The 23,925-nt window shown below is 65.6% G+C and carries 14 protein-coding genes and 2 pseudogenes; 8 read left to right on the top strand and 8 right to left on the bottom strand.

Annotated elements, in window-relative coordinates:
* The first annotated feature begins 51 nt into the window (after positions 1–51).
* The 5 genes from BN9444_RS01270 (at position 52) to BN9444_RS01250 (ending at position 10,923) form a co-directional block, all read left to right on the top strand.
* Positions 52–1,920: a FadD32-like long-chain-fatty-acid--AMP ligase gene (locus BN9444_RS01270; RefSeq protein WP_068801296.1), complete on the top strand. Its 1,869-nt coding sequence runs from the start codon at positions 52–54 to the stop codon at positions 1,918–1,920.
* Positions 1,904–2,881, top strand: a complete 978-nt coding sequence (locus BN9444_RS01265; protein WP_420888709.1) for an alpha/beta hydrolase — start codon at positions 1,904–1,906, stop codon at positions 2,879–2,881. Before BN9444_RS01270 ends, BN9444_RS01265 begins: the two co-directional genes overlap by 17 nt.
* 390 nt (positions 2,882–3,271) lie before the next feature.
* Entirely contained in the window at positions 3,272–8,131 is a 4,860-nt protein-coding gene (gene pks13 / locus BN9444_RS01260) for a polyketide synthase Pks13 (RefSeq protein ID WP_068801464.1), read from the top strand.
* A gap of 148 nt (positions 8,132–8,279) precedes the next feature.
* Complete coding sequence (locus BN9444_RS01255) at positions 8,280–9,824, top strand: acyl-CoA carboxylase subunit beta (RefSeq protein ID WP_066512918.1); 1,545 nt, start codon at positions 8,280–8,282, stop codon at positions 9,822–9,824.
* A 505-nt stretch (positions 9,825–10,329) separates the two neighbouring features.
* The gene (locus BN9444_RS01250) at positions 10,330–10,923 is read left to right on the top strand and encodes a DUF4126 domain-containing protein (RefSeq protein WP_066493569.1); all 594 of its coding nucleotides are present in this window, start codon (positions 10,330–10,332) and stop codon (positions 10,921–10,923) included.
* Here BN9444_RS01250 and BN9444_RS01245 read toward each other — a convergent pair.
* The 5 genes and pseudogenes from BN9444_RS01245 to trmB form a co-directional block, all read right to left on the bottom strand.
* Positions 10,844–11,212: a DUF3054 domain-containing protein gene (locus BN9444_RS01245; RefSeq protein ID WP_066512916.1), complete on the bottom strand. Its 369-nt coding sequence runs from the start codon at positions 11,210–11,212 to the stop codon at positions 10,844–10,846. The two genes, BN9444_RS01250 and BN9444_RS01245, sit on opposite strands and share 80 nt — an antisense overlap.
* Positions 11,190–12,176 (bottom strand): annotated as a pseudogene (locus tag BN9444_RS15630) (lysylphosphatidylglycerol synthase transmembrane domain-containing protein); the annotation flags it as partial. The pseudogene BN9444_RS15630 and the gene BN9444_RS01245, both read right to left, overlap by 23 nt.
* A 29-nt stretch (positions 12,177–12,205) precedes the next feature.
* Positions 12,206–14,459 (bottom strand): annotated as a pseudogene (locus tag BN9444_RS01235) (MMPL family transporter).
* A gap of 9 nt (positions 14,460–14,468) precedes the next feature.
* Positions 14,469–15,065, bottom strand: a complete 597-nt coding sequence (locus BN9444_RS01230; protein WP_066493576.1) for an NYN domain-containing protein — start codon at positions 15,063–15,065, stop codon at positions 14,469–14,471.
* Positions 15,066–15,845, bottom strand: a complete 780-nt coding sequence (gene trmB, locus BN9444_RS01225; RefSeq protein WP_066493583.1) for a tRNA (guanosine(46)-N7)-methyltransferase TrmB — start codon at positions 15,843–15,845, stop codon at positions 15,066–15,068. It abuts the gene before it with no gap.
* Positions 15,846–16,160: 315 nt separating this feature from the next.
* Here trmB and BN9444_RS01220 point away from each other — a divergent pair, with 315 nt between their 5' ends.
* Positions 16,161–17,993, top strand: a complete 1,833-nt coding sequence (locus BN9444_RS01220) for a phosphoenolpyruvate carboxykinase (GTP) (RefSeq protein WP_066512910.1) — start codon at positions 16,161–16,163, stop codon at positions 17,991–17,993.
* A 91-nt stretch (positions 17,994–18,084) separates the two neighbouring features.
* Here the strand turns inward: BN9444_RS01220 and BN9444_RS01215 are convergent, their stop codons facing one another.
* Positions 18,085–18,822, bottom strand: coding sequence for a class I SAM-dependent methyltransferase (locus BN9444_RS01215; RefSeq protein WP_066493595.1), 738 nt, complete (start codon positions 18,820–18,822; stop codon positions 18,085–18,087).
* A gap of 24 nt (positions 18,823–18,846) precedes the next feature.
* Here BN9444_RS01215 and BN9444_RS01210 point away from each other — a divergent pair, with 24 nt between their 5' ends.
* A complete protein-coding gene (locus tag BN9444_RS01210; protein WP_066493599.1) occupies positions 18,847–19,914 on the top strand; it encodes a glycosyltransferase family 4 protein in 1,068 nt (355 codons plus the stop codon).
* Positions 19,915–19,958: 44 nt separating this feature from the next.
* On the opposite strand, the gene BN9444_RS01205 is transcribed toward BN9444_RS01210, so the two are convergent.
* Positions 19,959–20,999: an HNH endonuclease signature motif containing protein gene (locus tag BN9444_RS01205; RefSeq protein ID WP_068801295.1), complete on the bottom strand. Its 1,041-nt coding sequence runs from the start codon at positions 20,997–20,999 to the stop codon at positions 19,959–19,961.
* A gap of 1,237 nt (positions 21,000–22,236) precedes the next feature.
* Positions 22,237–23,289 carry a porin PorA family protein gene (locus BN9444_RS01195; RefSeq protein WP_068801293.1) on the bottom strand — a complete coding sequence of 351 codons (1,053 nt, stop codon included), beginning with the start codon at positions 23,287–23,289 and terminating at the stop codon, positions 22,237–22,239.
* A gap of 35 nt (positions 23,290–23,324) precedes the next feature.
* Between BN9444_RS01195 and BN9444_RS01190 the strand changes: the two genes are divergently transcribed.
* Positions 23,325–23,925, top strand: a 601-nt coding sequence (locus BN9444_RS01190) for an acyltransferase family protein (RefSeq protein ID WP_141681477.1), incomplete at its 3' end; no start/stop codon positions are given.

Raw genomic sequence — 23,925 nt, 5'->3', positions numbered from 1 at the left:
TGCTATATTTTGCAGTCAAAACAAAACTACATCGAAAGTAAAGGAACCCCCATGGATCTTGCCAAGATGTTTGCCAAGTTCTTCGACGAAAACGGCCAGATCGTCCTGCCGCCGCAGCTGACCCTGCCGGGCCTGGCCGAATTACTCTACGCCCAAGAACAGGCTGCCGGCGCGGACCTGGACCGCCCCATCCTGCGTCAGTGGGATTACAGCGAATCCCGCGAGGGTACCCCGCGCGAGGTCTCCCGCCGCGAATTCAACACTCGCGTCAAGGCCGTCGCGGCCCGCCTGCAGCAGGTGGGCGGTATTGGCGACCGTGTCGCCGTCCTCGCCGGCAACTCCCCGGAGTACATCTTTGGCTTCCTCGGCGCGATGTACGCGGGCATGATCCCGCTGCCGCTCTACGACCCCAACGAGCCGGGCCACACCTCACACCTCAATGCTGTCTTCGGCGACTCCAACCCGAAGATCGTGCTCACCAATAACGTCTCCGCCGCCGCGGTGCGCAAACACTTCGCAGATCTCCCCGCCAAGGAGCGCCCGCGCGTCATTGTCGTCGATACGCTGCCGGATAATCTGGCGGAGAGCTTCGTCAACCCCGCGGAGACCCCGCAGGGCAAGGCCATTGCCGCCAACTCCACTGTGGCCCCCATCGATATGCCGGCCTTCCTGCAGTACACCTCCGGTTCCACCCGCACCCCGGCGGGCGTGCAGCTCACCAACCGTTCCATCCTCACGAACGTGCTGCAGATCTTCACCAGCGTGCAGATCAAGATGCCGCCGCGCGTCGTCTCTTGGCTGCCCATGCACCACGACATGGGCATCATCCTCGCCGTCTTCGTTACGATCCTCGGCTTCAACTTCGAGATCATGACCCCGCGCGACTTTGTTCAGCACCCGAAGCGCTGGATCAACCAGATCAAGCGCCAGCCGATCGATGACAACCTTGCGGGTACCTACGCCGTTGTCCCGAACTTCGCGCTCGAGCTCTCCGCACGCTACGGTGCCCCGGAGGAGGGCGAGGAGCTCGACTTCTCCAACATCGACGGCATTATCATCGGCTCCGAGCCGGTCACCGAGTCTGCCGTGAACTCCTTCTGGGAGACCTTCGGTAAGCCCGAGTACAAGATGCGCCGCGAAGTCCTGCGTCCGTCCTACGGCCTGGCCGAGGCCTCGCTCATCGTCGCGACCCCGCAAACCCCCAACCGCCCGATCATCGCGCACTTCGACCGCGATGCCCTGGCTGAGGGCAAGGGCGTTATCGTTGATAAGTCCGAGACCACCGTGGCGTTTGCCTCCAACGGTCAGGGTGTGCCCGCGCAGTATCTCACTCTCGTCGATCCGGAGACCCGCACTGAGGTCGAAGACGGCGTCATCGCTGAGATTTGGCTCCACGGCCGCAATATGGCGTCCGGTTACCTGGGGCGCGACAGCGAGTCTGACGCCACCTTCCGCAACACCCTCGCCGGCCGCCTGCCGGAGGGCTCCCGCGTGGACGGCGCCCCGGATGATGACAAGTGGATGGCCACCGGCGACCTCGCCACCATCATCGATGGCGAGCTCTACATCACCGGCCGCCTCAAGGACCTCATCGTCATCGCGGGCCGCAACCACTACCCGCAGGACATCGAGGCCACCGTCCAGGAAGCCTCCGAGCGTGTCCGTCCGGACTCCGTCGCTGCCTTCTCCGTGGAGGGCGACAACACCGAGTCCCTCGTCATCCTCGTCGAGCGCCCCGACGGTGTCACGGCTGACGATGCCGCCGATGCCGAGGCCACCGAGGTCATCCGCGGTGCCGTGACGAAGAACCACGGCGTCACCCCGGACCAGGTCGTCTTCTTTGGCGCTGGCGAGATCAACCGCACCTCGTCCGGCAAGATCGCCCGCCGCGTGGCGAAGAAGCATTTCGTCGAGGCATAAGCACGTAACGCTACTGCCCATCACACCGAGCCCCAGCCATTTACGGCTGCGGCTCGGTGCGAGCATTTTTCGCGTGGGTGACCGTGATAGAGCGCGGCTTNTGGGCTGGTGGGTCCAGCGCTGCGACGTGTGGTCCCCGTCCATGAACCGCACTATTCCGGTGCAGATTCAGCCGGCGAAGCGCGGCGGCAACGCGGCCCTCTACCTGCTCGACGGCCTCCGTGCGACGGATAAGACGAACGCGTGGGTCAACGACGTCAACGCGGCACGTCTCTACGAGCCGAATAACATCACGCTCGTTATGCCGGTGGGCGGCACCGCATCCTTCTACCAAGACTGGCAGGGTCCGGCCACGTATGACGTCATCAACCCGGTCACCTACCAGTGGGAGACCTTCCTCACCTCCGAGCTGCCGGGCTACCTCGAGCGCAACTTCGGCGTGGCACGCAACAACAACTCGATTGCGGGTCTGTCCATGGGCGGCACCGCCGCCATCACGCTGGCCGGCAAGCACCCGGGTCAGTTCCGCCAGGCGCTGAGCTTCTCCGGCTACCTCACCACCTCTCTGCCGGGCGCTCACACCTTCATGCGCATGGCCCTGCTCGATGCGGGCGGCTACAACATCAACGCCATGTACGGTTCTTCGCTCAACCCGCAACGCTTCGAGAATGACCCGTTCAACCAGATCAATGGTCTGCGCAACACGGACGTCTATATCTCGGCCGCCTCGGGTGTTCCGGGCCCCAAGGATAAGTCCATCCCGGCCAACATCCAGGCCGCCGGTATTGCTCTGGAGGGCTTTTCCCTCGCGACTACCCGCCTGTGGGAGGCGAAGGCCCGTGCTATGGGTCTTAACCCCACCGCGGATTACCCGGCCACCGGTGAGCACAACTGGATCAACTTCGGCGATCAGCTCGTGAAGACGCACAAGCGCGTTCTCGACGTCATGAACGCCTGGTAAATCTCCACGCTCTTCGCCCGCGCACCTCGCACCGAGGTGCGCGGGTTTGTGCGTTTTTCCGCGTGTCCTCCCCCACAAAGTCTCAAGTTTTACTTAAGGTAGAGCGCACAATAGACATAGACAGCTTCGCCAGCACCCTGGCNCCGACCGCGGGAGTTCCTCACGTATCGCGCCGCGGCCGCATTCAAGCGGCGGGCGAAGGGCAGAAATGGGGCATGCTGGTGGCGATCTTAAGGCGTGTTTTCCCAGTACATGGGGCATAAATGCATGTCGCAATTCGGCAGAGACCTAACAAAGTGAGACAATGGGGCGATATTTCTTGTTATGAGGGCGCGCCGGAAGGCGCTGCGCCGGCAAGTAACACCCGCCATAGAAAGACTGATGACTTTTATGACCGTTGAAGAACTACGCGTCTGGCTGCGCAATTGGGTGGTTGAGACCACCGGCGTCGAGCCTGAGGAAGTGACGGACACCAAGCCCCTAGAAAACTTCGGGCTGTCCTCCCGCGACGCGGTCGTGCTCTCCGGCGAGCTGGAAAACCTGCTGGGCACGCACCTCGACGCGACCGTGGCTTACGAATACCCCACCATCGCGCAGCTCGCGGACCGCCTTATCAATGGCCCCGCAGATCCGCAGTCGCTGCGGTCGCAAGCGCCCGCAGGTGGTGACGCCGCACCCGCCCGCAAGGCTGATGAGCACGACATCGCAATCATCGGCATGGCCGGTCGTTTCCCGGGCGCCAATGACGTTGCGGAGTTCTGGCAGATGCTTACCGAGTACCGCACTGGCACGGGCCCGCTTCCCATGGGCCGCTGGAGCGAATACACGGCAGACCCGGTGATCTCCGCGAAGCTGGAAACCGAGAACACCACCGGTGGTTATATCGAGGACATTGCGGGCTTCGACCCGGAGTTCTTTGGTCTCAGCCCGCTCGAGGCCACGAACATGGACCCGCAGCAGCGCATCATCCTCGAACTGGCCTGGGAAGCCCTCGAGGACGCCGGCGTTCCCGCCAACGAGCTGCGCGGCACCGCCACCGGCGTCTACATCGGCTCCACCAACAACGACTACGGCATGCTGCTCGCCGCCGACCCGGCGGAGATGCACCCCTATGCGCTCACCGGTACGTCCTCGGCCGTCATCCCGAACCGTGTGTCCTACGCGCTGGACCTGCGCGGCCCGTCCATCAACGTCGACACGGCGTGCTCAACCTCGCTGGTGGCCATCCACCAGGCTGTGCGCGACCTGCGCACGGGTGCTGCCGATGCCGCCCTCGCCGGCGGCGTCAATATCCTTGCGGCTCCGTACGCGTCGCTGGGCTTCAGCGAGCTCGGCGTCATCTCGCCCACGGGCAATATCCACGCATTCTCGGATGACGCGGATGGCATCGTGCGCTCGGATGCCGCCGGCCTCGTCGTGCTCAAGCGTCTCTCCGACGCCCAAGCCGCAGGCGACACCATCCTTGGCGTCATTCGCGGCTCCGCCGTGAACTCGGATGGCCACTCCAACGGCATCACCGCGCCGAACCCCGAGGCCCAGGTCGACGTCCTGCGTCGCGCCTACGCCGACGCCGGCATCGACCCGCGCACCGTCGACTACGTCGAGGCCCACGGCACCGGCACCATCCTCGGTGACCCCATCGAGGCCTCCGCGCTCGGCCGCGTCATCGGCCACGGCCGCGACGCCGCAAGCCCCATGCTGCTCGGCTCCGCGAAGTCGAATATCGGCCACTCCGAAGCCGCCGCCGGCGTCGTGGGTCTTATCAAGGTCCTCTCCGCCATGCGCGCCAACGAGCTGCCGGGCCAGGTCAACTTCACCGAGCCCAACCACTACGTCGACTTCGACGCCGAGCACCTCGAGGTTGTCGCCGACACCCGCGAGTGGCCCGAGTACTCCGGCCGCAAGGTCGCGGGCGTCTCCGGCTTCGGCTTCGGTGGCACCAATGCCCACCTCGTCCTCACGGACTACCGTCCGGATCTTGACGGTGAGACCACCCGCCGCCCGGCCCAGGTGCGCCTTGAGGAGAAGCCCGCCGTCGACGAGGACCACCCGGCCGTCGTGCCGTCCTTCTCTCTGGCCGTCTCCGGCCTGCTGCCCTCGCGCCGCAAGGCGCTGGCCGCCCAGCTCGCGGACTTCATCGAGGAGACCCACCCGGATCTCTTCGACGTCGCCCGCGTTCTCGCCGGCCGCAACCACGCGCGTTCCCGCGCCGTCGTTACCGCCACGAACGAGGAAGAGGCGGTGCGCCGCCTGCGCCAGGTTGCCGAGGGCAAGGTCTCCGTGGGCATTTCTTCGGCCGACGCGCCAGCGTCGTCCGGTCCCGTCTTCGTCTACTCCGGTTTCGGCTCCCAGCACCGCAAGATGGTCAAGGACTTCCTCGAGGTCTCTCCGTTCTTCGCTGAGCGCCTCGCCGAGCTCGACAAGATCGTGGACTTTGAGTCCGGCTGGTCCATCCTCGACATCGTCCGCGACGACTCGCAGACCTACAACACGGAGACGGGCCAGGTCGCTGTCACCGCCATCCAGATCGCGCTCACGGATCTCCTCGCGCACTTCGGCGCCCGCCCGTCCGCCGTCATGGGCATGTCCATGGGCGAGATCGCCGCGGCCTACGCCGCCGGCGGTATCTCCGCCGAGGACGCCATGCTCATCGCGTGCCACCGCGCCCGCCTCATGGGTGAGGGCGAGGCCTCGCTCACTGAGGAAACTCAGGGCGCCATGGCCGTCGTCGAACTGTCCGCCGAGGAAATCTTCGCCCTCGGCAACGACATCGAGCCCGCCGTCTACGCCGGCCCCGGCATGAATACTGTCGGTGGCCCGCGTCAGCAGGTCCTCGACCTCGTCGAGCGTCTCGAAGGCGAAGGCAAGTTCGCCCGTGCCCTCAAGGTCAAGGGCGCCGGCCACACCTCCGCCGTCGAGCCGCTCCTCGGCGAGCTCGCCGCAGAGATCGCTGGCATCGAGGCTCGCCCCATCCACACGGCGCTCTACAGCTCCGTGGATAAGGCGGTGCGCTATGAGCCGGGCGCCACGGTCCACACGGACGAGTACTGGCTCCACATGACGCGCCAGGCCGTCTACTTCCAGGACGCCACGGAGCAGGCGCTCGCCCACGGCCACACCCAGCTCGTGGAAATCTCTCCGAACCCTGTCGCGCTCATGGGCATGATGAACACCGCGTTTACCGTGGGCAAGGCCGATGCCCAGCTGCTCTACGTCTTCAAACGCAAGATCGACGAGTCCGCCTCGCTGCTCGACCTCCTGGCCAAGCTCTATGTCGCGGGCGCGCCCATCGACTACCGTGCAGTCTTTGGCGATCTTTCCGCTGCTTCCGCCAACGCGGCAGCGCCGGCGGTGCCGCATACGCAGTTCAAGCGTCAGCACCTGTGGACCAATGCTCGCCCGGCGTCGGGCGTGTCGGGTCTGCCCGGCGCCCGCGTCACGCTGCCCACCGGCCAGATTGCCTTCGGCACGAACGCGGACCAGGCGCCGAGCGTCCTCGCGCTGCTCGAGTCCGCCGCCGAGGCTGTTGAGCCCGGCGCCCAGCTCGCCGCCGTTGAGGAGCACGCCGACCTTCCGCCGGCGGGTGACATCACGGTGACGGTCGACCGCTCCCTGGGCGGTCTCTCCGTTGCCGCGTACCTCGCCACGGACGGTTCGCTGCTTGCCGAGGGCTTTGCCTCCACGCTGCAGCTTTCCGATGCCCCCACGCTCCAAGGCGTCCAGGCGCCTTCCGCTTCGACGTCTGCGGCGCCAGCCGCCGATGAGCTCGCTGACATCGAGGCCGTGCGCTGGGATCCGTCCCAGGAATCTGTCGAGGAGCACCTCGCCCTCATCGTTTCTGAGTCCATGGGCTACGACGTCTCGGACCTGCCGCGCGAGCTGCCGCTCATTGACCTGGGGCTTGATTCGCTCATGGGCATGCGCATTAAGAACCGCGTGGAAAACGACTTCCAGATTCCGCCGATCCCGGTCCAGGCCCTGCGTGACGCGTCGCTCGCCGACGTCATCGCCATGGTCGAAGAAGCTGTCCAGACCGGCGAGACCCCGTCTGAAACCCCGGCCGCGGCGGGTGCTGCAGCCGACGCTGAGGATGAGGCGGCATCGGAAAGCCCGGCCCCGCAGACCTCCAGCGAGGACGCCCCGGCGGGCGCCGTCGATGCGGAAGGCGTCGGCGTCGCCCCGCGCGACGCCTCCGAGCGCCTGGTCTTCGGTACCTGGGCCACGTTCACAGGTAAGGCCGCCGCAGGCGTGACCTCCACGCTGCCGGCTATCTCGGACGAGGTGGCGCAGCAGATCGCCGAGCGCCTTACCGAGCGCGCCGGGATTGAGGTCACCGCAGGGCAGGTCAAGGAAGCCCAGACCCTCGAGCCGCTCGCTGATCGCGTCCGCGAGGGCCTGGAGACTGAGGTCGAAGGCAACGTGCGCGTGCTGCGCGAGGCCGATGGCCCCGCCGTGTTCATGTTCCACCCGGCCGGCGGCACGACCGTCGTTTATCAGCCGCTCACTCGCCGCCTGCCGGACGACGTCGCCGTCTACGGCATCGAGCGCGTCGAAGGCTCCATCGAGGAGCGCGCCGAGTCGTACCTCGATGACATCATCACGTACGCACGCGGCCGTACGATCGTCCTCGGTGGCTGGTCCTTCGGTGGCGCACTGGCTTACGAGGTAGCCGCGCAGCTGGGCAAGCGCCGCGCCGCCGGCGAGGACGTCCCTGAGGTGGGCTTCATTGCGCTGCTCGATACGACGCAGCCGGCTCACCCGGCTCCGGATACCCTCGAGGAGACCAAGGCCCGCTGGGGTCGCTACGCGGCGTTCGCGAAGAAGACCTACGACCTGGACTTCCCGGTGCCGTACGACCTTATCGAGACCGTCGGCGAGGACGCCGTCATGGCGATGCTCGCGGAGTTCCTCTCCACGACCGATGCCTCTGAGCACGGCCTCGCCGCCGGCGTCCTCGAACATCAGCGTGCGTCCTTCGTGGACAACCAGATTCTGGCGAAGATCGACTTCCAGCGTTGGGCTGAGGTCGACGTCCCCGTCCTGCTCTTCCGCTCTGAGCGCATGCACGACGGCGCCATCGAGCTCGAACCTGCCTACGCGGAGATCGCTCCGGATGGCGGCTGGGGCCAGATTGTGAAGAACCTGGAGATCGTCCAGCTTCCGGGCGACCACCTCGCTGTGCCGGATGAGCCGGCCATCGGCATCGTGGGCAAGCACATGCAGCAGTGGATTGAAGAGAAGCTCTCTTAAATTCTCCGCACTGAGCGCGGCTCGGCTTCGGCTGAGCCGCGTGCGACGTTTTCTCCTCCCACAGGGGGAGTTATCATTGAGGACTGACATGTCGGCGGCTGCCTTCACGGCGACCGCGCGATAAACCAAGACACCGAGGAGTTCATTCGTGACAACCACGGCTGAGAAGCTAGCCGATCTGCGCGCGCGGCTTGAGAAGGCGCAGGATCCCGGATCCGAGCGTTCGCGTCAGCGCCGCGACGAGGCCGGCCGGTCCACGCCGCGCCAGCGCATTAACGCGCTGCTCGACGAGGGCTCTTTCGTGGAAATCGGCGCCCTGGGCAAGACCCCGGGCGACCCGGACGCCATCTACTCGGATGGTGTGGTGACGGGCTACGGGCGCATCTCCGGCCGTCCGGTGTGCATCTACGCGCACGATAAGACGGTCTACGGCGGTTCCGTGGGTGTGACCTTCGGCCAGAAGGTCACTGAGGTCATGGATATGGCCATCAAGATTGGCTGCCCAGTTATCGGTATTCAGGACTCCGGCGGCGCCCGCATTCAGGACGCGGTGACCTCGCTGGCCATGTACTCCGAGATCGCCCGCCGCCAGATGCCTTTGAGCGGCCGCAGCCCGCAGATCTCCATCATGATGGGCAAGTCCGCCGGCGGCGCCGTGTACGCACCCGTGACGACCGACTTCGTCATTGCCGTGGACGGCGAGGCCGAAATGTACGTCACCGGTCCCAATGTCATCCGTGAGGTCACCGGTGAGGACATCACCTCCGCGGACCTGGGCTCCGCGCGCCAGCAGGAGCTCAACGGCAACGTCCAGGCCGTCGTCGGCTCCGAGGAAGAGGCCTTCGACTTCGTCCGCGACCTGCTCGACCACCTGCCGCTCACCTGCTTCGACCCGGCCCCAGAGTTCCCGGCGCCGTCCGACGCGGAGCTTGACGATGCCGCCTTGGACTCGTTCATGCCCGACGACACCAACGCCGGCTATGACATGACCGAGCTGCTTCCGCTGCTGGGCGACGATGAGGACATCATCGAGCTGCAGCCCAACTTCGCGCCGAATATGATTACGGCCTTCGGCCGTATCGACGGTAAGACCGTGGGTTTTGTGGCGAATAACCCGATGTTCAACGCGGGCTGCATCGACGCCGATGCCGCCGATAAGGGCGCGCGCTTCATCCGCATCTGCGATGCGTATAACATCCCGCTCGTCTTCGTCGTCGACACCCCGGGCTACCTGCCGGGCGTGGAGCAGGAGAAGGCCGGTCTTATCCACCGCGGTGCGAAGTTCGCCTTCGCCGTCGTCGAGGCGACCGTCCCGAAGGTTTCGCTCATCGTGCGCAAGGCTTACGGCGGAGCCTATGCCGTCATGGGCTCGAAGAACCTCACTGGTGACATCAACCTGGCGTGGCCGACCGCGCAGATTGCCGTCATGGGTTCCGCCGCTGCCGTCGTCATGATCGCCGGCAAGCAGCTCGCCGCCGCCGAGACCCCGGAGCAGCGCGCCGCGACGAAGAAGATGTTCATGGACTTCTACGACGAGACCATGACCGCGCCCTACGTTGCTGCGGAGCGTGGCTACCTCGATGCCATGGTCAATCCCTCCGAGTCCCGTCTGGCCCTGCGCCGTGCGCTGCGCCAGCTCGCCGACAAGGATGTCCACGACCTGCCGAAGAAGCACACGATTTCGCCGATGTAGCACTTGCTGGTCTCGACGCGATAGACTCAACGAGACATTTTTCAAAAAATAGGAGGCCGGCATTATGCTCAGCAGCGTTCTCGACCTGTCGGGAGACATCATCAACTACATCATCATGGCGGTCAACCAGCTGATTGCCGCGGTTAGCCCGCGCTAGAAGTTGCGACGCGTCTCGCCTCTCTGTATTCCCGGTCCACGGTGTTATCTCGCGGGCCGGGTTTCTCATGTGGTGAGCACACTCGTGGTTCGTTACCTCGTTGCTATCAAACTGTGAAGGTTTTGACAGGTTTAAATCATGCTTATTGCAGAAGATTGTGCCATAATAGAGCCATGCGTTTGAGAGAGGCGCATGAGAGATAGAGAGAACCCCTCCTCCCGAGGGGCGAGCGGCCTGAGAAACCACTCGGAGTCGGGAGATTTGAGAGAGACCATCGGCCCCCAGGAAACTGGGGGCCGATGGTATTTTTCTTCAGCCCCTGATGCCCGTCGTGCTTAACTGGAAACCATGGAACTTTCCGCAGCCCTCGGCCTGGCCACCTCGGCGGGCCTGAACGCCTATATTCCTCTGCTCATCTACGGCGTGCTCGCGCGCTACACCGATTGGGTAAACCTGCCGGAGGGGTGGACGTGGCTTTCGGACCCGATTCTGCTCATCATCATTGGCGTGCTGCTCGCCATCGAGATTGTCGCGGACAAGGTGCCGGCGGTCGACTCGGTCAATGACATTATTCAGACGCTCGTGCGTCCGACCTCGGGCGGGCTTATGTTTGCCTCGGCGTTCGGGGATCAGACGGTGGGTGACTCCAGCGTGTGGTCGGAGCCGAAGACGTGGATTCTGCTCGTCGTTGGCTTTGGCGTTGCGTTGGCCATGCACCTGCTCAAAACGACAACGCGGCCCGTCGTGAACACCACCACCGTGGGCGTGGGTGCCCCGGTGGTCTCCACGGCGGAGGATGTGTTCTCGGCGGGCCTGGCGGCATCGGCAGTCTTTGCGCCAGCGCTGGTGCTCGTGCTGATTGCTATCGTCGTGGCGCCTGCTGCTTGGCTAATCTGGCGTTTCGGCGCATCGCGACGACGCGCCAAGCAAACATCAGAATAAAGCTCATCACGGACGCCACGATGAGGAAGCTGTAGTGGGGCATGCGCCCGTTGACCACGGTCCACAGGATCATGCCGATGATAATGGCGCTGGGCCAGACGATGATGCCCTCGCCGTAGTGGTTGCGGGGCTTGACCAACGTGACAATGCCCCAGCCCACGAGCGCGCCCACGGCCCACGGCCAGAACGCGTCGATGGCGCCCAGGAACGTGAACGGCGGGTGCGCCGCGCGGGCGAAGAGCGCAAAGAGGACGAGGGCAGCGATATCAAGAAGCGGTGCTGTGCGCACTGGAATCCTTTCCATTGAGGGCCTGATAGGTAAGGCCCTGGCGAGCGTAATGCCAGAAGTAGATAACCCAGCCAATGATAGTAACCAGGGCAAAGGAAATCAGGCGGTAGATGAGCGCGGCGGAGGTCGCGCCCACGGCCGTCATGCCCGTGGCCACGAGTGGGCCGATGATGGCGGCCTCGACCGTGCCCAGGCCGCCGGGGGTGACCTGCGCGGAGCCAGCAAGTTTGGCGGTGAGGAAGGCGAGCGCGACGCCCGCCATCGTGGTGGCGTTCTCACCGGCGCGCAGCCACGGCATTTCACCGGTGACGGCCCACACGGCCGCCCACAGCGCGAGCAGGTCGAGCAGGCGATGGACGAGCGAGGCGCCCGAGACAATCCCGAAGGCCCAGCGCGACAGGTGCACCTCGCCCAAGTGGTCGACCTCCGCGCGCAGGCGTGCGAGCTTGGGATGGCCGAGCCACTTCTTGAGGGTCTCAGGGTGCTCCGTGAGCCAGAAGATGCCGCCCGTCGCCGCGGCCATGAGCGTCACGGTGAGGATGAGCGAGCCCAACGCCATATCTGCGTTGAGGAAGAACACACCTGCGATGCCGATGAGCGCGAGCCACATCGTAGAGATCGCGGAGGACAGGAAGAAGAAGTAGCTGCACAAGGCTACCGATGCCCCCCAGCCGCGCTGCACCTGAAAAGTCAGGATTGCAGAGAAGGCGGGCCCGCCCGGCAGCGTCGTGGACCAGGCGTTGGAGGCCATGGAAATCGCGAAGGCCTCCCGCAGCGGAACGTGTACGCCGCCTGCTCCGATGAGTCGGCGCATGACCTCACTCATCGAGGCCACTGCGCCTAGCGCGAAGACGACCACGAGCACCACGGGCAGCAGCTCCGCGTGCCGCAGGCTGCGCAGGCCGTCGCCGATGAAGTCGAGCTGGTCCCTAAAGAACCAGCCCAGCGCCGCAAGCGCGACGAGCGAGACTATCCACGTAATCCACTTGCGGTTCATTCTTTTTCCAAACGTTTCACCAGCTCGCTGAAGGGCACAAGCTCCGAATCGGTGTCCGCGGTGCGGCGGCCGCGGTAGGGGCCTTCCGGTTCCTCCATGCCTGCCGTCTCGGCAGCGGGCGCGGCGGGGGGGGGGGGATCGGCAAGCTGGGCGGGGCCCCCGCGNGCCCATGCGGGTGTAGGCGCGCTGGATAAACCGCGGGGCCCACCAGTTGTCCTCGCGCAGGAGGTGCATGACGGCGGGGACGAGGAGCATGCGCACGACGGTTGCGTCGAGGAAGAGCGCGAAGATCATGCCGAAGGCGATGTACTTCATCATCACGATATCGGAGAAGCCGAAGGCGGCGGCGACGACGATCATGATGAGCGCGGCGGCGGTGATGATGCCGCCGGTGTGCGCGGTGCCCTTGGCGATGGCCTCGTCGGTGGAATCGCCTGCGCGGCGGGCCTCGACCATGCGGGAGACGAGGAAGACCTCGTAATCCGTGGAGAGGCCGTAGACGATGGCGATGATGAGGACGAGGACCGGCGACATGAGCGGGCCCGGCGTGAAGCTGAGCAGGCCCGAGCCCGCGCCGAGGACAAACATGCCGGTGAGAATGCCCAGCGTGGCGCCGGCGGTGAGCACTGTCATGATGACGGCCTTGGCCGGCAGGACGAGCGAGCCGAAGACGAGCGCCATGAGGATGAACGTCGTCGCCACGATGTAGAGAGTCATCCAAGGGAGCTTGTGGATGAGGGCATCGAGGGACTCGACTTCCATGGCGGGTGTGCCGCCGACGTAGAGTTCGACGCCCTCCGGAGCCTCGATGTTTTCGAGCTCGTGGACGATGCGCGTGTAGTCCGCGCGGTCCTGGATGCCGGCGGAGAGCACCGTCGTGCCGTCCACGGTGGAGGTGGACGGCGTCATGGGCTCCGTGAGGCCCTGGAGGCCGCGGACCTGCATGTAGACGTCCACGAGCTGCTGGTTGCTCTCCGCGCCAGTGACGACGAGCTTGACCGGCTCCGTGCGGAAGCCCGGGAACTCCTCGTTGAAGCGGTCCTGCGCGACGCGGGTCTGCTGCGTAGGCGGCAGGTAGGTTTCGTTGATGCCGCCGAAGGTCATGGCGAGCGTGGGCAGCGTGAGCGCGATGAGCAGCCCGGCGATGCCCACGGTGACCCACGTGGCGCGCTTCATTGCGAGCTTGGGCAGCCTGTACCACCAGGAGTCTTCAAGCGTTCTCGCTTTCCGGCTTGTGCGGCGCACGGTCCACTTGTCGATGTTCTTACCGAGAAGGCCGAAGAGCGCGGGCAGCACCGTGACCGAGAGGAGCGCGGCGAGGCCCACGGCGGAAATCGCGCCGTAGGCGACGGACTTGAGGAAGGCCTGCGGGAAGATGAAGAGCCCGGAGAGCGCGAAAGCGACCATGAGGGCGGAGAAAACCACGGTCTGGCCGGCGGTCGCGGTGGTGCGGGCGACGGCGTCCTGGGTCTCGCGGCCGGCGTCGAGCTCCTCGCGGAAGCGGGAGACCATGAACAGGCCGTAGTCGATGGCCAGGCCCAGGCCCAGCAGCGTGACGACGGCCTGGGCAAACGTATTGACCTGGAGGAAGCCCGCGAGCACCGAGAGGATGCCCAGTGAGCCCAGGATGGATAGGCCGCCCACGACGAGCGGCATGAATGCCGCGACGACGGACCCAAAGACCACGAGCAGCAACAGGCCGACCAGCGGCAGGGCGGCCTTCTCGGCGCGCGCAATGTCGTTGGCCATGCCGTCATCGAGCGCGTCCGCGACGGCGGTGGCGCCGGCGACCTGGACGGGCAGCTCCGTGTCGTAGAGGGAGTCCTCGATGGCGCGGTAGTCCTTGAGCGTCTGCTCCCCGTCGCCCTTCAATCCAATGGCGGCGAAGGCGACGTTGCTCTCCGCGTTCTTGAGCTTCGGGTTGCGCGAGTCGAAGTAGCTCGTGACGTGGTCGATCTGGTCCGGGTACTGCTCCTTGAGCCCCTCGATATAGGACTTGGCGGCGTCGAAGTTCTTATCGGGATCGTCAATGAGCAGGATGACGTCGCCGTTGTTATCGCGGCCGAACGTGTCCTGCTCGATCTTTGCGGCAGGCGTGGACGCCGAGTTCGGATCGTCCCAGCCCTCCTGGCTCATCCGGTCGCCCAGTTGGGTGCCGAAGACGCCAAAGAGTACGAGGATGGCCGCCACGATGAGCAATGGCACGACCTTGCGGTGCTTATAGGAAAATAGGCCCCAGGAATAAAACACGCGACCTCCTTATTTAAGCAACGCAGCGAGTGGGCGGAACGGCTGGAGCCACGCGCCGCCCTCCGGCAGGTTGTCCAGGTTGACGCGCGGCAGCGGCTCGCGGAACGAGCCCTCGATGTCCTCGAGATCCACGAACTCGAAATGCGCCACCTCGCCTGCTGCATGCAGCGCCCAGTTGGCGTGTTCGCGGAAGCCGAGCACCGTGACGGCTACGCCCGTGTGGGCGAGTTCGCGCAGGAGCGGCTCGAAGTTCTGGCCGTCCGCGCTCGCGACGACGACGCCGGCGAGCTGGCCCCGGTTGGCCTGGATGTGGTCAATCATGTCCGGGTCGACGTCCGAGTCCTCCGTGAGCTTCGGCTTGGCGAAGACGCCAAAGCCGACGTTGCGGATGGCTTCGACCCAGCTGCGGATGGCATCGGCATTGCCGGGCGTGACGTTGGTGAAGACTCCTGCCTCAGGGTCGGCGCCCACGGCCTGGGCCTGCTCCACGAGCCAGCGGCCGATGACGTCGAAACGCGGCCGGTGCGCGGCATCTGGGCGGTGGCCCAGGATGGCCCCCAGGCCCATGTCCATATTGGGCGCGTCCCACACGAGCAGGTACTTCATTTACTTCTTCTCCCAGAGGTATTCCTTGATCACGTGGTCTGCGTCGAGACCCTTGCCCTCAAACTTCGTAATCACCTGGCGGTCCGTGAGCTGCGGGCACTCCGGCCACGGCCAGTCCTTGTACTCCAACTGGGGCTCGACGTTCACGAGCTCATCGATCCACTCGGCGTAGCCCGCGTGGTCCGTCGCGACGTGGAGCACGCCGCCTTTTTTCAGGCGCGAGGCAAACAGATTGAGCGGGCCCGACTGGATAATGCGCCGCTTGTGGTGGCGCGCCTTGGGCCACGGGTCCGGGAAAAACACGCGAATGCCGTCGAGCGACTCCGGCTCCACCATGCGCATGAGAACCTCCATGCCGTCCCCACGGACCATGCGGATGTTTCCGATGCCCCCGCGCACCACCGCGCCCAGCAGCTTGGCCAAGCCCGGCTTATACAGCTCGACGGCAATGACATTGGTGTCCGCTTCGAGCGGGGCCATTGCGGCCGTCGAGGTACCGGTGCCGGAGCCGATCTCCAGGATGGTCTTGGCACCAGTGCGGCCGAACCACTCGTCGATATCGATGCGCTCGTTGGCGAGCTCGCGCCCTAGGCGCGGCCAGTGCTCGTCGAAGAGCGCCTGCTGGTTATCGGTGAGCGTGCCGCGCCGGAACGTGACGTTGCCTAGGCGCGGGTAGTCGAGCTCGTTGCCGAAGGTGGCGTTGAAGTCGGTCTGCATGGGACCGAACTGGCCGCGCTCACGCTCGGTGAGGGCCTGTTCAGGGTTCTGTGGTGTAGTCATCGCACCCTATTGTTCCTGTTTTTAGGTCAAGGACCAATATTGACAGGCATTGCTGTTTCTCTCGTCCGCCCGCGCGGTTATAACCAGGGCGTCGGCGCGCCGAGACTGCGTGCGTGCTTTGTTGGCATCGGGGGCACTGTTCCCCCGTTTGAGGGTGCAGGAGTGTGGCGCATTTCCCACGGCCCCCAGGGGTGCCCGCGGTTTCAGTTAAGGTGGGGAGCGTGGATATAACCTGTTGGTTTTTATTTAGCCCACAAAAGTGTTTGTAGCGGCTACTCTGTACATGCCAACACCTGATCACCCAAGGAGAAGTGAATGACCGCTCAGATTCGTGGCCTCGTTGGAGAAATTCCGACCCAAAATGAACAGCTCATCTCGTGGATTAGTGAGTCTGTCGAGCTTTTCCAGCCGGAGAGCGTGGTCTTCGTGGACGGCTCCCAGGAAGAGGCTGACCGCCTTGCGGCCGAGCTCGTGGAGAAGGGCACTCTGATTAAGCTCAATGAGGAGAAGCGTCCGAACTCCTTCCTCGCGCGCTCCAACCCGTCTGACGTCGCCCGCGTCGAGTCCCGCACCTTCATCTGCACGGAGAAGGAAGAGGACGCCGGCCCGACCAATAACTGGATGGACCCGACCCAGATGAAGGCCGAGATGACCGAGGCCTTCCGTGGCTCCATGAAGGGCCGCACGATGTACGTCGTGCCGTTCTGCATGGGCCCCATCAACGATCCGGAGCCGAAGCTCGGCGTTCAGCTCACTGACTCCGCCTACGTTGTGCTCTCCATGCGCATCATGACCCGCATGGGCAAGGAAGCCCTGGACAAGATCGGTGCCAACGGCAACTTCGTCCACGCGCTCCACTCCGTGGGTGCCCCGCTCGAGCCGGGCCAGGAAGACTCCGTCTGGCCGTGCAACGAGACCAAGTACATCACCCAGTTTCCGGAGACCAAGGAAATCTGGTCCTACGGTTCCGGCTACGGCGGAAACGCCATCCTCGCCAAGAAGTGCTACGCCCTGCGTATCGCTTCCGTCATGGCGAAGGAAGAGGGCTGGATGGCCGAGCACATGCTTATCCTCAAGCTCACCAACCCGGCTGGCAAGTCCTACCACGTTGCCGCTGCCTTCCCGTCTGCCTGCGGTAAGACCAACCTCGCCATGATCACCCCGACCATCCCGGGCTGGTCCGCACAGGTCGTGGGCGACGACATCGCGTGGCTGCACCTGCGCGAAGACGGCCTGTACGCCGTCAACCCGGAGAACGGTTTCTTCGGCGTCGCGCCGGGCACCTCCTACGACTCCAACCCGATCGCGATGAAGACCATGGAGGCCGGCAACACGCTGTTCACCAACGTTGCGCTCACCGATGACGGCGACGTCTGGTGGGAGGGCATGGGCGGCGACACGCCGGAGCACCTCATCGACTGGCTCGGCAACGAGTGGCGTCCGAACGAGGCGACCAGCAAGGCCGCTCACCCGAACTCTCGTTACTGCGTCCCGATTGCTCAGTGCCCAACCGCGGCTCCGGAGTACGACGACTGGAAGGGCGTCAAGATCGACGCGATCCTCTTCGGCGGCCGCCGCGCGAAGACCGTTCCGCTCGTCACCCAGGCTTTCGACTGGAACCACGGCACCATGATCGGCTCTCTGCTTTCCTCCGGCCAGACCGCTGCCGCGGCCGAGGCCAAGGTTGGCTCCCTGCGCCACGACCCGATGGCTATGCTGCCGTTCATCGGCTACAACGTCGGTGACTACCTGCAGCACTGGATCGACATGGGCAAGGAAGGCGGCGACCGCATGCCGTCCATCTTCCTGGTCAACTGGTTCCGCCGCGGCGACGACGGCCGCTTCCTGTGGCCGGGCTTCGGCGAGAACTCCCGCGTCCTCAAGTGGATCGTCGACCGTATCGACGGCAAGGTTGAGGCCACCGAGACCGTCGTGGGCCACACCGCCCGCCCGGAGGACATCGACCTCGCTGGCACGAACGTCCACATGGCCGACGTCAAGGAAGCTCTTGCCGTGAACCCGGCTGACTGGGCCGCCGACATCGAGGACAACGAGGCCTACCTCAAGTTCCTCGGCGACCGCGTCCCGGCTGAGGTTCACGAGCAGTTCGAGGCTCTGAAGAAGCGTCTCGCTGACGCAGGCGTTTAAAAAACGACTGCAGCGCCGCCCACCCGGGCGGCGCTTTCTTTTTCTTGGACGAACCTCAGGGCCTTCGTCGCCGACGCGCGCGGCCGAGCGGTCACGCCCGCAGCACGAGCACCAGATTCGACGTCAAGAACTCGCGCAGCACCGGCACGCGCACGACCCACCACGCCCACCACGGGTGGTAGCGCGGAAAGGCACACCACGACCGGCCGCTCGAGCGAGCCCAGGACAAGCCTTCCCGCGCCGACACGGCGAAGAGCGACTCACCAAACACGTTCTTCGGCGCGTGGCCGTGCACTCGCGTGTAGCGGTCGCGCGCGAACGCGCCGCCCACATAGTGCTGCCACAGCCCGGTCTCGTGCCCGCCGAAGGGCCCGAGCCAGACCGTGTAGCTAATAATCACCAGGCCTCCGGGCTTGGTCACCCGCAGCATCTCGCGCGCCATGTCCCACGGCCGCGGCGTGTGCTCGACAACGTTGGACGAGTACGTCACGTCGAAGGCGCCGTCTGCGAAGGGCAGGTCAGCGCCGTCCCCGCGCACCGCATTCGCCACACGGATGCCGGCCGCAGACATCTCCGAGTGCGAAGGCTCCACGCCGAAGTAGGACGCCCCGCGCGCCGCGAACGCCGAGGCGAAGTAACCCGGCCCGCCGCCCACGTCGAGCACGCGGCCCATCGGCACGCCATGGTCCGCGCAGAGTGCCGCGACCAAAGAAGCGGTGTCGTCAGCTAACCCGCCGTAAAAAAGAGACGGCGCCGTTTGCTCAAAGCGGAACGAGCGCAGCAGCCGCCACGAGCGGCGCAAGGTGGCCAAGGCACGGGTTTTCTTCATAACCCATTAGGCTAGTAGCTCGACATGAGAATTCTTTTACTGTGCTGGCGCGACTCCACCCACCCGCAGGGCGGGGGCTCGGAACGCTACTTGGAGCGCGTGGGCGAGTACCTCGCCGCGCACGGTCACGAGGTTATTTTCCGCACCTCGAAGCACATGAACGGCGCCCGCCGCGAGAAGCGCGACGGCGTGACGTACTCCCGCGCAGGCGGCAAGTTCACCGTCTACCCGTACGCGCTCTTGGCGCTCGCCACGGGGCGGTTCGGCAAGCTTGGCGCTGTCATTGACACTCAGAACGGCATCCCATTCTTCGCCCGCCTGGCCACGCGAAAGCCAGTCGTCCTGCTCACGCACCACTGCCACAAGGCGCAGTGGCCCGTCGCCGGCCCCTTCCTGTCTCGTCTCGGCTGGTTCCTCGAGTCCAAGGTCGCGCCCCGCGTCTACCGCGGCGTGCCCTATGTCACCGTCTCGCGCGGCTCCGCGGCGGACTTGGAGAAGCTCGGCGTCACGGGCATCGAGATCATCGAAAACGGCGTCGACCCTATCCCGGCCCACGTCCCGCGCCTCGAGCGTGAGGCCGGTCTGCACCTTGTTACGCTCTCGCGCCTCGTCCCGCACAAGCAGATCGAGCACGCCATCGACACGGTCGCGGCCGTGCCGGGCTCGGTCCTCGACATCATTGGTAGCGGCTGGTGGGAGGCTCAGCTGCGTGAGTACGTCGAGAAGCACGACCTCACTGACCGCGTGCGCTTCCGCGGCCAGGTCACCGAGGACTACAAGCACGCGCTGCTCGACCGCGCCGATATCCACCTCATGCCCTCCCGCATGGAGGGCTGGGGCCTCGCCGTCATGGAGGCCGCCCAGCATGGCGTGCCCACCATCGGCTACCGCTTTGGTCTGCGCGACTCCGTCCGCGACGGCGAGACCGGCGTGCTCGTCGAGACCCTGCCCGAGCTCATCGCCGCCACCCGCCAGCTTTCCGATGCCCCCTCCCGCCGCGCCGCACTCGGCACCGCCGCCCGCGACTTCGCGGCCGGTTTCTCCTGGGAGTCGACCGGCCGCCGCTTCGAAGAACTTCTGTCTTCGCTGTAAAACGGCATGCCGAAGTGCCCGCCCTTCGGGCGGGTTATCTGGTTTTAGTTGCAGGGCACGTCGGGTCCGAATTCGCGGCGTTTGTAGATTCGCCCGTCTGAGCCTTTGTAGTAGACGTCGCCGTCTCTCTTTTTCATGTTGTGGTATTCGCACAGCATGAGGATGTTGTCTAGGTTTGTCTCCCCGCCTTTCGCCCAGGCTTTCAAATGGTCGGCCTGGCACATCGAGAACGGAATCTTACAGTCCGGGTCCATACACGTGTGCTGGACCGCCGCTATCATGTCGCGTTGGGCTTGGGTGAAGTAGCGTTTGAGGCGGTATTGCTTCATCGGTTCGTTGCGCGCGTTGACAATCGTCGCTAGTCCCACCCCGGCGAGGAGTTCTTCCATGAGCTCTGCTCCGGTGCGCCACGTGCCGTCGGTGGCGCGCACGAGGATGTCCTCGCCGTCGCCGCGCAGAATCATCTCCAAGTCGTGGAGGTTGACGAGGATGTGGATCATGCGTCGCGGCGCGGTGAGCTGCGTGCGGTTTTCTACGTGCTTCTTCAAGCCCTCGTAGAGGCCATCGTAGTTGCCGGGTTCCACGCCGGGCAGCCCGTGGATGTAGTCCATAAGCCACGCTTCGGTGGAGCGGATGACCAGTCGGTTGCGCCCGTCCTGGGAGACGCCGACGGTGGCCTCGTCTTTGGTTTCGGGTGGGGTGGTGTGCTGCGCTGCGACCTTGTCTAGGTCTTGTTCGCGGGTGCCGCACAACAACACGCGGAGGTCGTTGGGGTTGTCGCCTTTCTTGGAAAGCCGGTCGATTTTGGCCAGGACCCGGATGCCGTGGCCGAGGCGGCGGGCAGCGTCGCGGGCTTCGCCGATGCGTGGATGGGAGTCCAATGGTAAGGACGCGTTCGAGACCGCGTACCGGGCTTCGCCGATGCGTGGATGGGAGGCTTCCCAAAAGGTGCGCACGAGAGGCATGTAGAAGTCGGCGTCGGCGGTCGATAGGCCAGCGTCCCAGTAGTCGGTGCGGCGCCAGCCTGTAAGTTCGCGCAAGGAGTCGACGTTTTCTTCCTTGAGCCGAGAGACGAAAGTGGTCATGGCTTTGAAGCTATAAAAACCTGTCAAGGCCTGCAACGATGAGCGTGCAAATCTGTGGATAACTCGGCTTTTGCACAACCCAGTGGGCAACCATGAGCGCCTAGCCTGTGGATTACTCGGCAGAGGCGCGCCGGAAGGCGGCGACGAGGAGCACCGCGAGCGGCAGGAGCAGCCACGCGACGGTGNCCGGAGTCGCGGAGGATGCCGGCGCCGGGGAAGGCGTCGATGACGCTCGCGAGTACGTCCGGCAGCAGCCAACACGCAATCGCCCCGCCCAGGCCCGCCGCGCCGAGCGCGAGCAGCGGCCACGATACGCGGCGCAGGCCCACGAGGACGCAGGCAAGCACTCCAAACCCGAAGACTGCGAAGCCCGCCTGGCGCGAAGCCGGGAGCGCGTCCGCGTTCCATAGACCGCCGAGCTGCAGCAGGGAGCCCAACGTCCCGGTGCCAGCCTCGGCGCGGGGGGCGAAGGCGGCGACGGAGGAGGGGGCATCGGAAAGCGGGGCGGGGTGGAGGGAGTCGATGAGCCCGGGCACGAGCCACGGGATGCAGACCGCGAGGCCCAGGCCCGCGGNCCGGGTCCGCCGCTGCCAGCGCCACGAGCGCCAGGAGCGGAACGGGAACCCGTGCCGCGTGTGCGAAGTGACCGCGGCGCGGGCGAGCGAGGAGGAGCAGGCAACCCGCCACCGTGAGCAGTGCGAGGCAGCCGCCGCCCAGCAGTGTGAGACGGTAAGCGCGCTCCCCGGCGAACTCCAGCCGGAACTCGCCCGCCGCGCCTGCCGGGATGACGAAGGCCTGGGACGCGGCGTCGACCTCGCGGGGCTCGAGTTTCGTGTCGCCGAGGTAGCCGCGCAGGCCCTGATTGAAGGCGCGCNCCAACGACCATTGGCCCTGGAGGAGGCGCTCGACAGTGAAGGGATTGATGACGGCGAGGAACATCGCGGGTGCCGGTGAACTCCGCGCTAGCAGCCATGCGCCCCAGGCGGCGGCCGCGGCGGCGGAGATGACGAGCGCGCGCAGCAGGAATGGTGCAGGCAGGAGCGTGGAGAAGAGGGCGAAGACGCCGTCCTGGGGAGCGGCGCGCGCGGCGAGGTCGCCAGCGCCGAAGTTGGCTGGGGTGAGCCCGAAGGTCTCGGGCACGGCCATGTCGCGCCAGAGGAACTCGGAGCCGGGCAGGAGGAACGGCCAGGTCACCGCGAGCACGAGCGCGGTGCCCCAGAGGACGGGCCAGGCGCGCCTAAACATGGTCGCGGCGGCGCAGGTACGTGAGCCCCGCGGCGGCGAGGAGCACGACAGCGAGCCCCTTGCCCACCCAGCTCACCAAGCCCATGGCCTTGTGGAGGCGAACCGTGGGGCGCGCGAGCTCAAGCGCGGAGTCCTGCGTGGCCTGGTCCCAGTGCAGATCGCCCACGAAGACGGCGCGGCGCTCGGGCGGGATCGAGGTATCGCGCGCCTGCTTGGCGTCCGTGGCCCAGACGAAGGAAAAATTTTCGTCTACGTCGAGGATGGTGCCCGTGGCCGGGTCGACGGTGACGGTGCGATCGACCGAATAGAACGAGTCGAGGACCACGGCGGTGTCCTTCTTCAGACCGAAGTGGGCGAGTTCCTCGTCCGTGTAGAAGTCCTCGGCGCGGCCGCGGCGACGCAGATCGTCCGGGGTGAACGTGGGATCATTTTCGGTCGCGTACTCGGCCGTGCGCGCGAGGATGTCTTGGGCCGGTAGGGCGTCGATGTGCTGGTGGAACTCGTAGACGTCGATTCCGCCGCGCTTGGACTTCCCCGTGTAGTCGATGGGTACGGCCTCTTGCGCGATGAAGTCGAAGTACGGGTAGGAACGCTGCTCCGTGTCGGCGGGGAAGAACGCGGTGAGCCCCTCCATGTCGCCGTTGTCGATGGACGCGCCGAGGTTGAGCTGCCGCACCGCGAAGGACTGGTGGCTCGCGAGACCCGCCTCCGGATAGGCGGATTCGCGGTTGAGCGTGAGCGAGGCGGACAGATGCGCGGATCGGTCTTCCGGCTGGCCCTCGGGCATGCGGTAGAAATCCTTGGTGGCGTCGAGCTGGACCAGCGCATCATCCTCCTCGTTCGGCGAGGTGATGTAGGTGTTGTCCATGCGCACCGTGGTCGCACCGGTTTCCACGAGGACCGCGGCTGGTTCAGTGACGGCGTGGAATTCCACGTCGTCGGCGAGCCGGATGGAGCGTCCCACCACGAGCGAGGGCACGAGCACGCCCGCGAGCAGCGCGAGGATCGCGGCGATAACGAGCCACGGCAAGGGCGAGCGGGCCATAAAGGGACATCCTTTGGTGCTAAGTTGGGCAGACGATGGCCAATACCTTACCGCAGCACGTACCCGCGTTAGACGGCCTGCGCGCGGTCGCGGCGCTGGGCGTGCTCGTCACGCACGTGAGCTTCCAGACCGCCACGGGCTGGGCCTGGGCCGAGCGGCTCGACTACTTCGTGGCGGTCTTCTTCGCGCTGTCTGCCTTCGTGCTGTGGCGCCGCCGCGACGCGCACTCGCCGGCGGGCTATTACCTCGCGCGCTTTCGCCGCGTTATGCCTGCGTATTGGGCTTGCGTAGCTGTGGTGTTCCTCGCGTTGCCCGGCGCGTCCTTCTCCGTGGTGCAGGTCCTGTCCACGCTCACCGCGACCCAGATTTACGTTCCGGACGGTCTGGCCTCCGGCGTGACTCAGCTGTGGTCGCTGTGCGTGGAGTTCGCGTTCTATCTCGTGCTGCCGTGGCTGCCTTCTTTCCGGTCGTTGCGCGCACGCCTGATCGCCCTCGGCTCCGTCGCAGCACTCAGCCTCGGCTGGGCGTGGGTTGCAGCCCCCATTGAGGACTTCACCGGCGTCAACGCGCAGATTTGGCCGCCCGCGTACGCCGCGTGGTTCGCCGTGGGCATGACCGCCGCGGAGCTCGAAGGCC

Source organism: Corynebacterium phoceense, assembly GCF_900092335.1.
Taxonomy (GTDB): domain Bacteria; phylum Actinomycetota; class Actinomycetes; order Mycobacteriales; family Mycobacteriaceae; genus Corynebacterium; species Corynebacterium phoceense.
The sequence above is the reverse complement of the archived record's forward strand: the minus strand, read 5'-3'. Positions and strand labels throughout refer to the sequence as shown.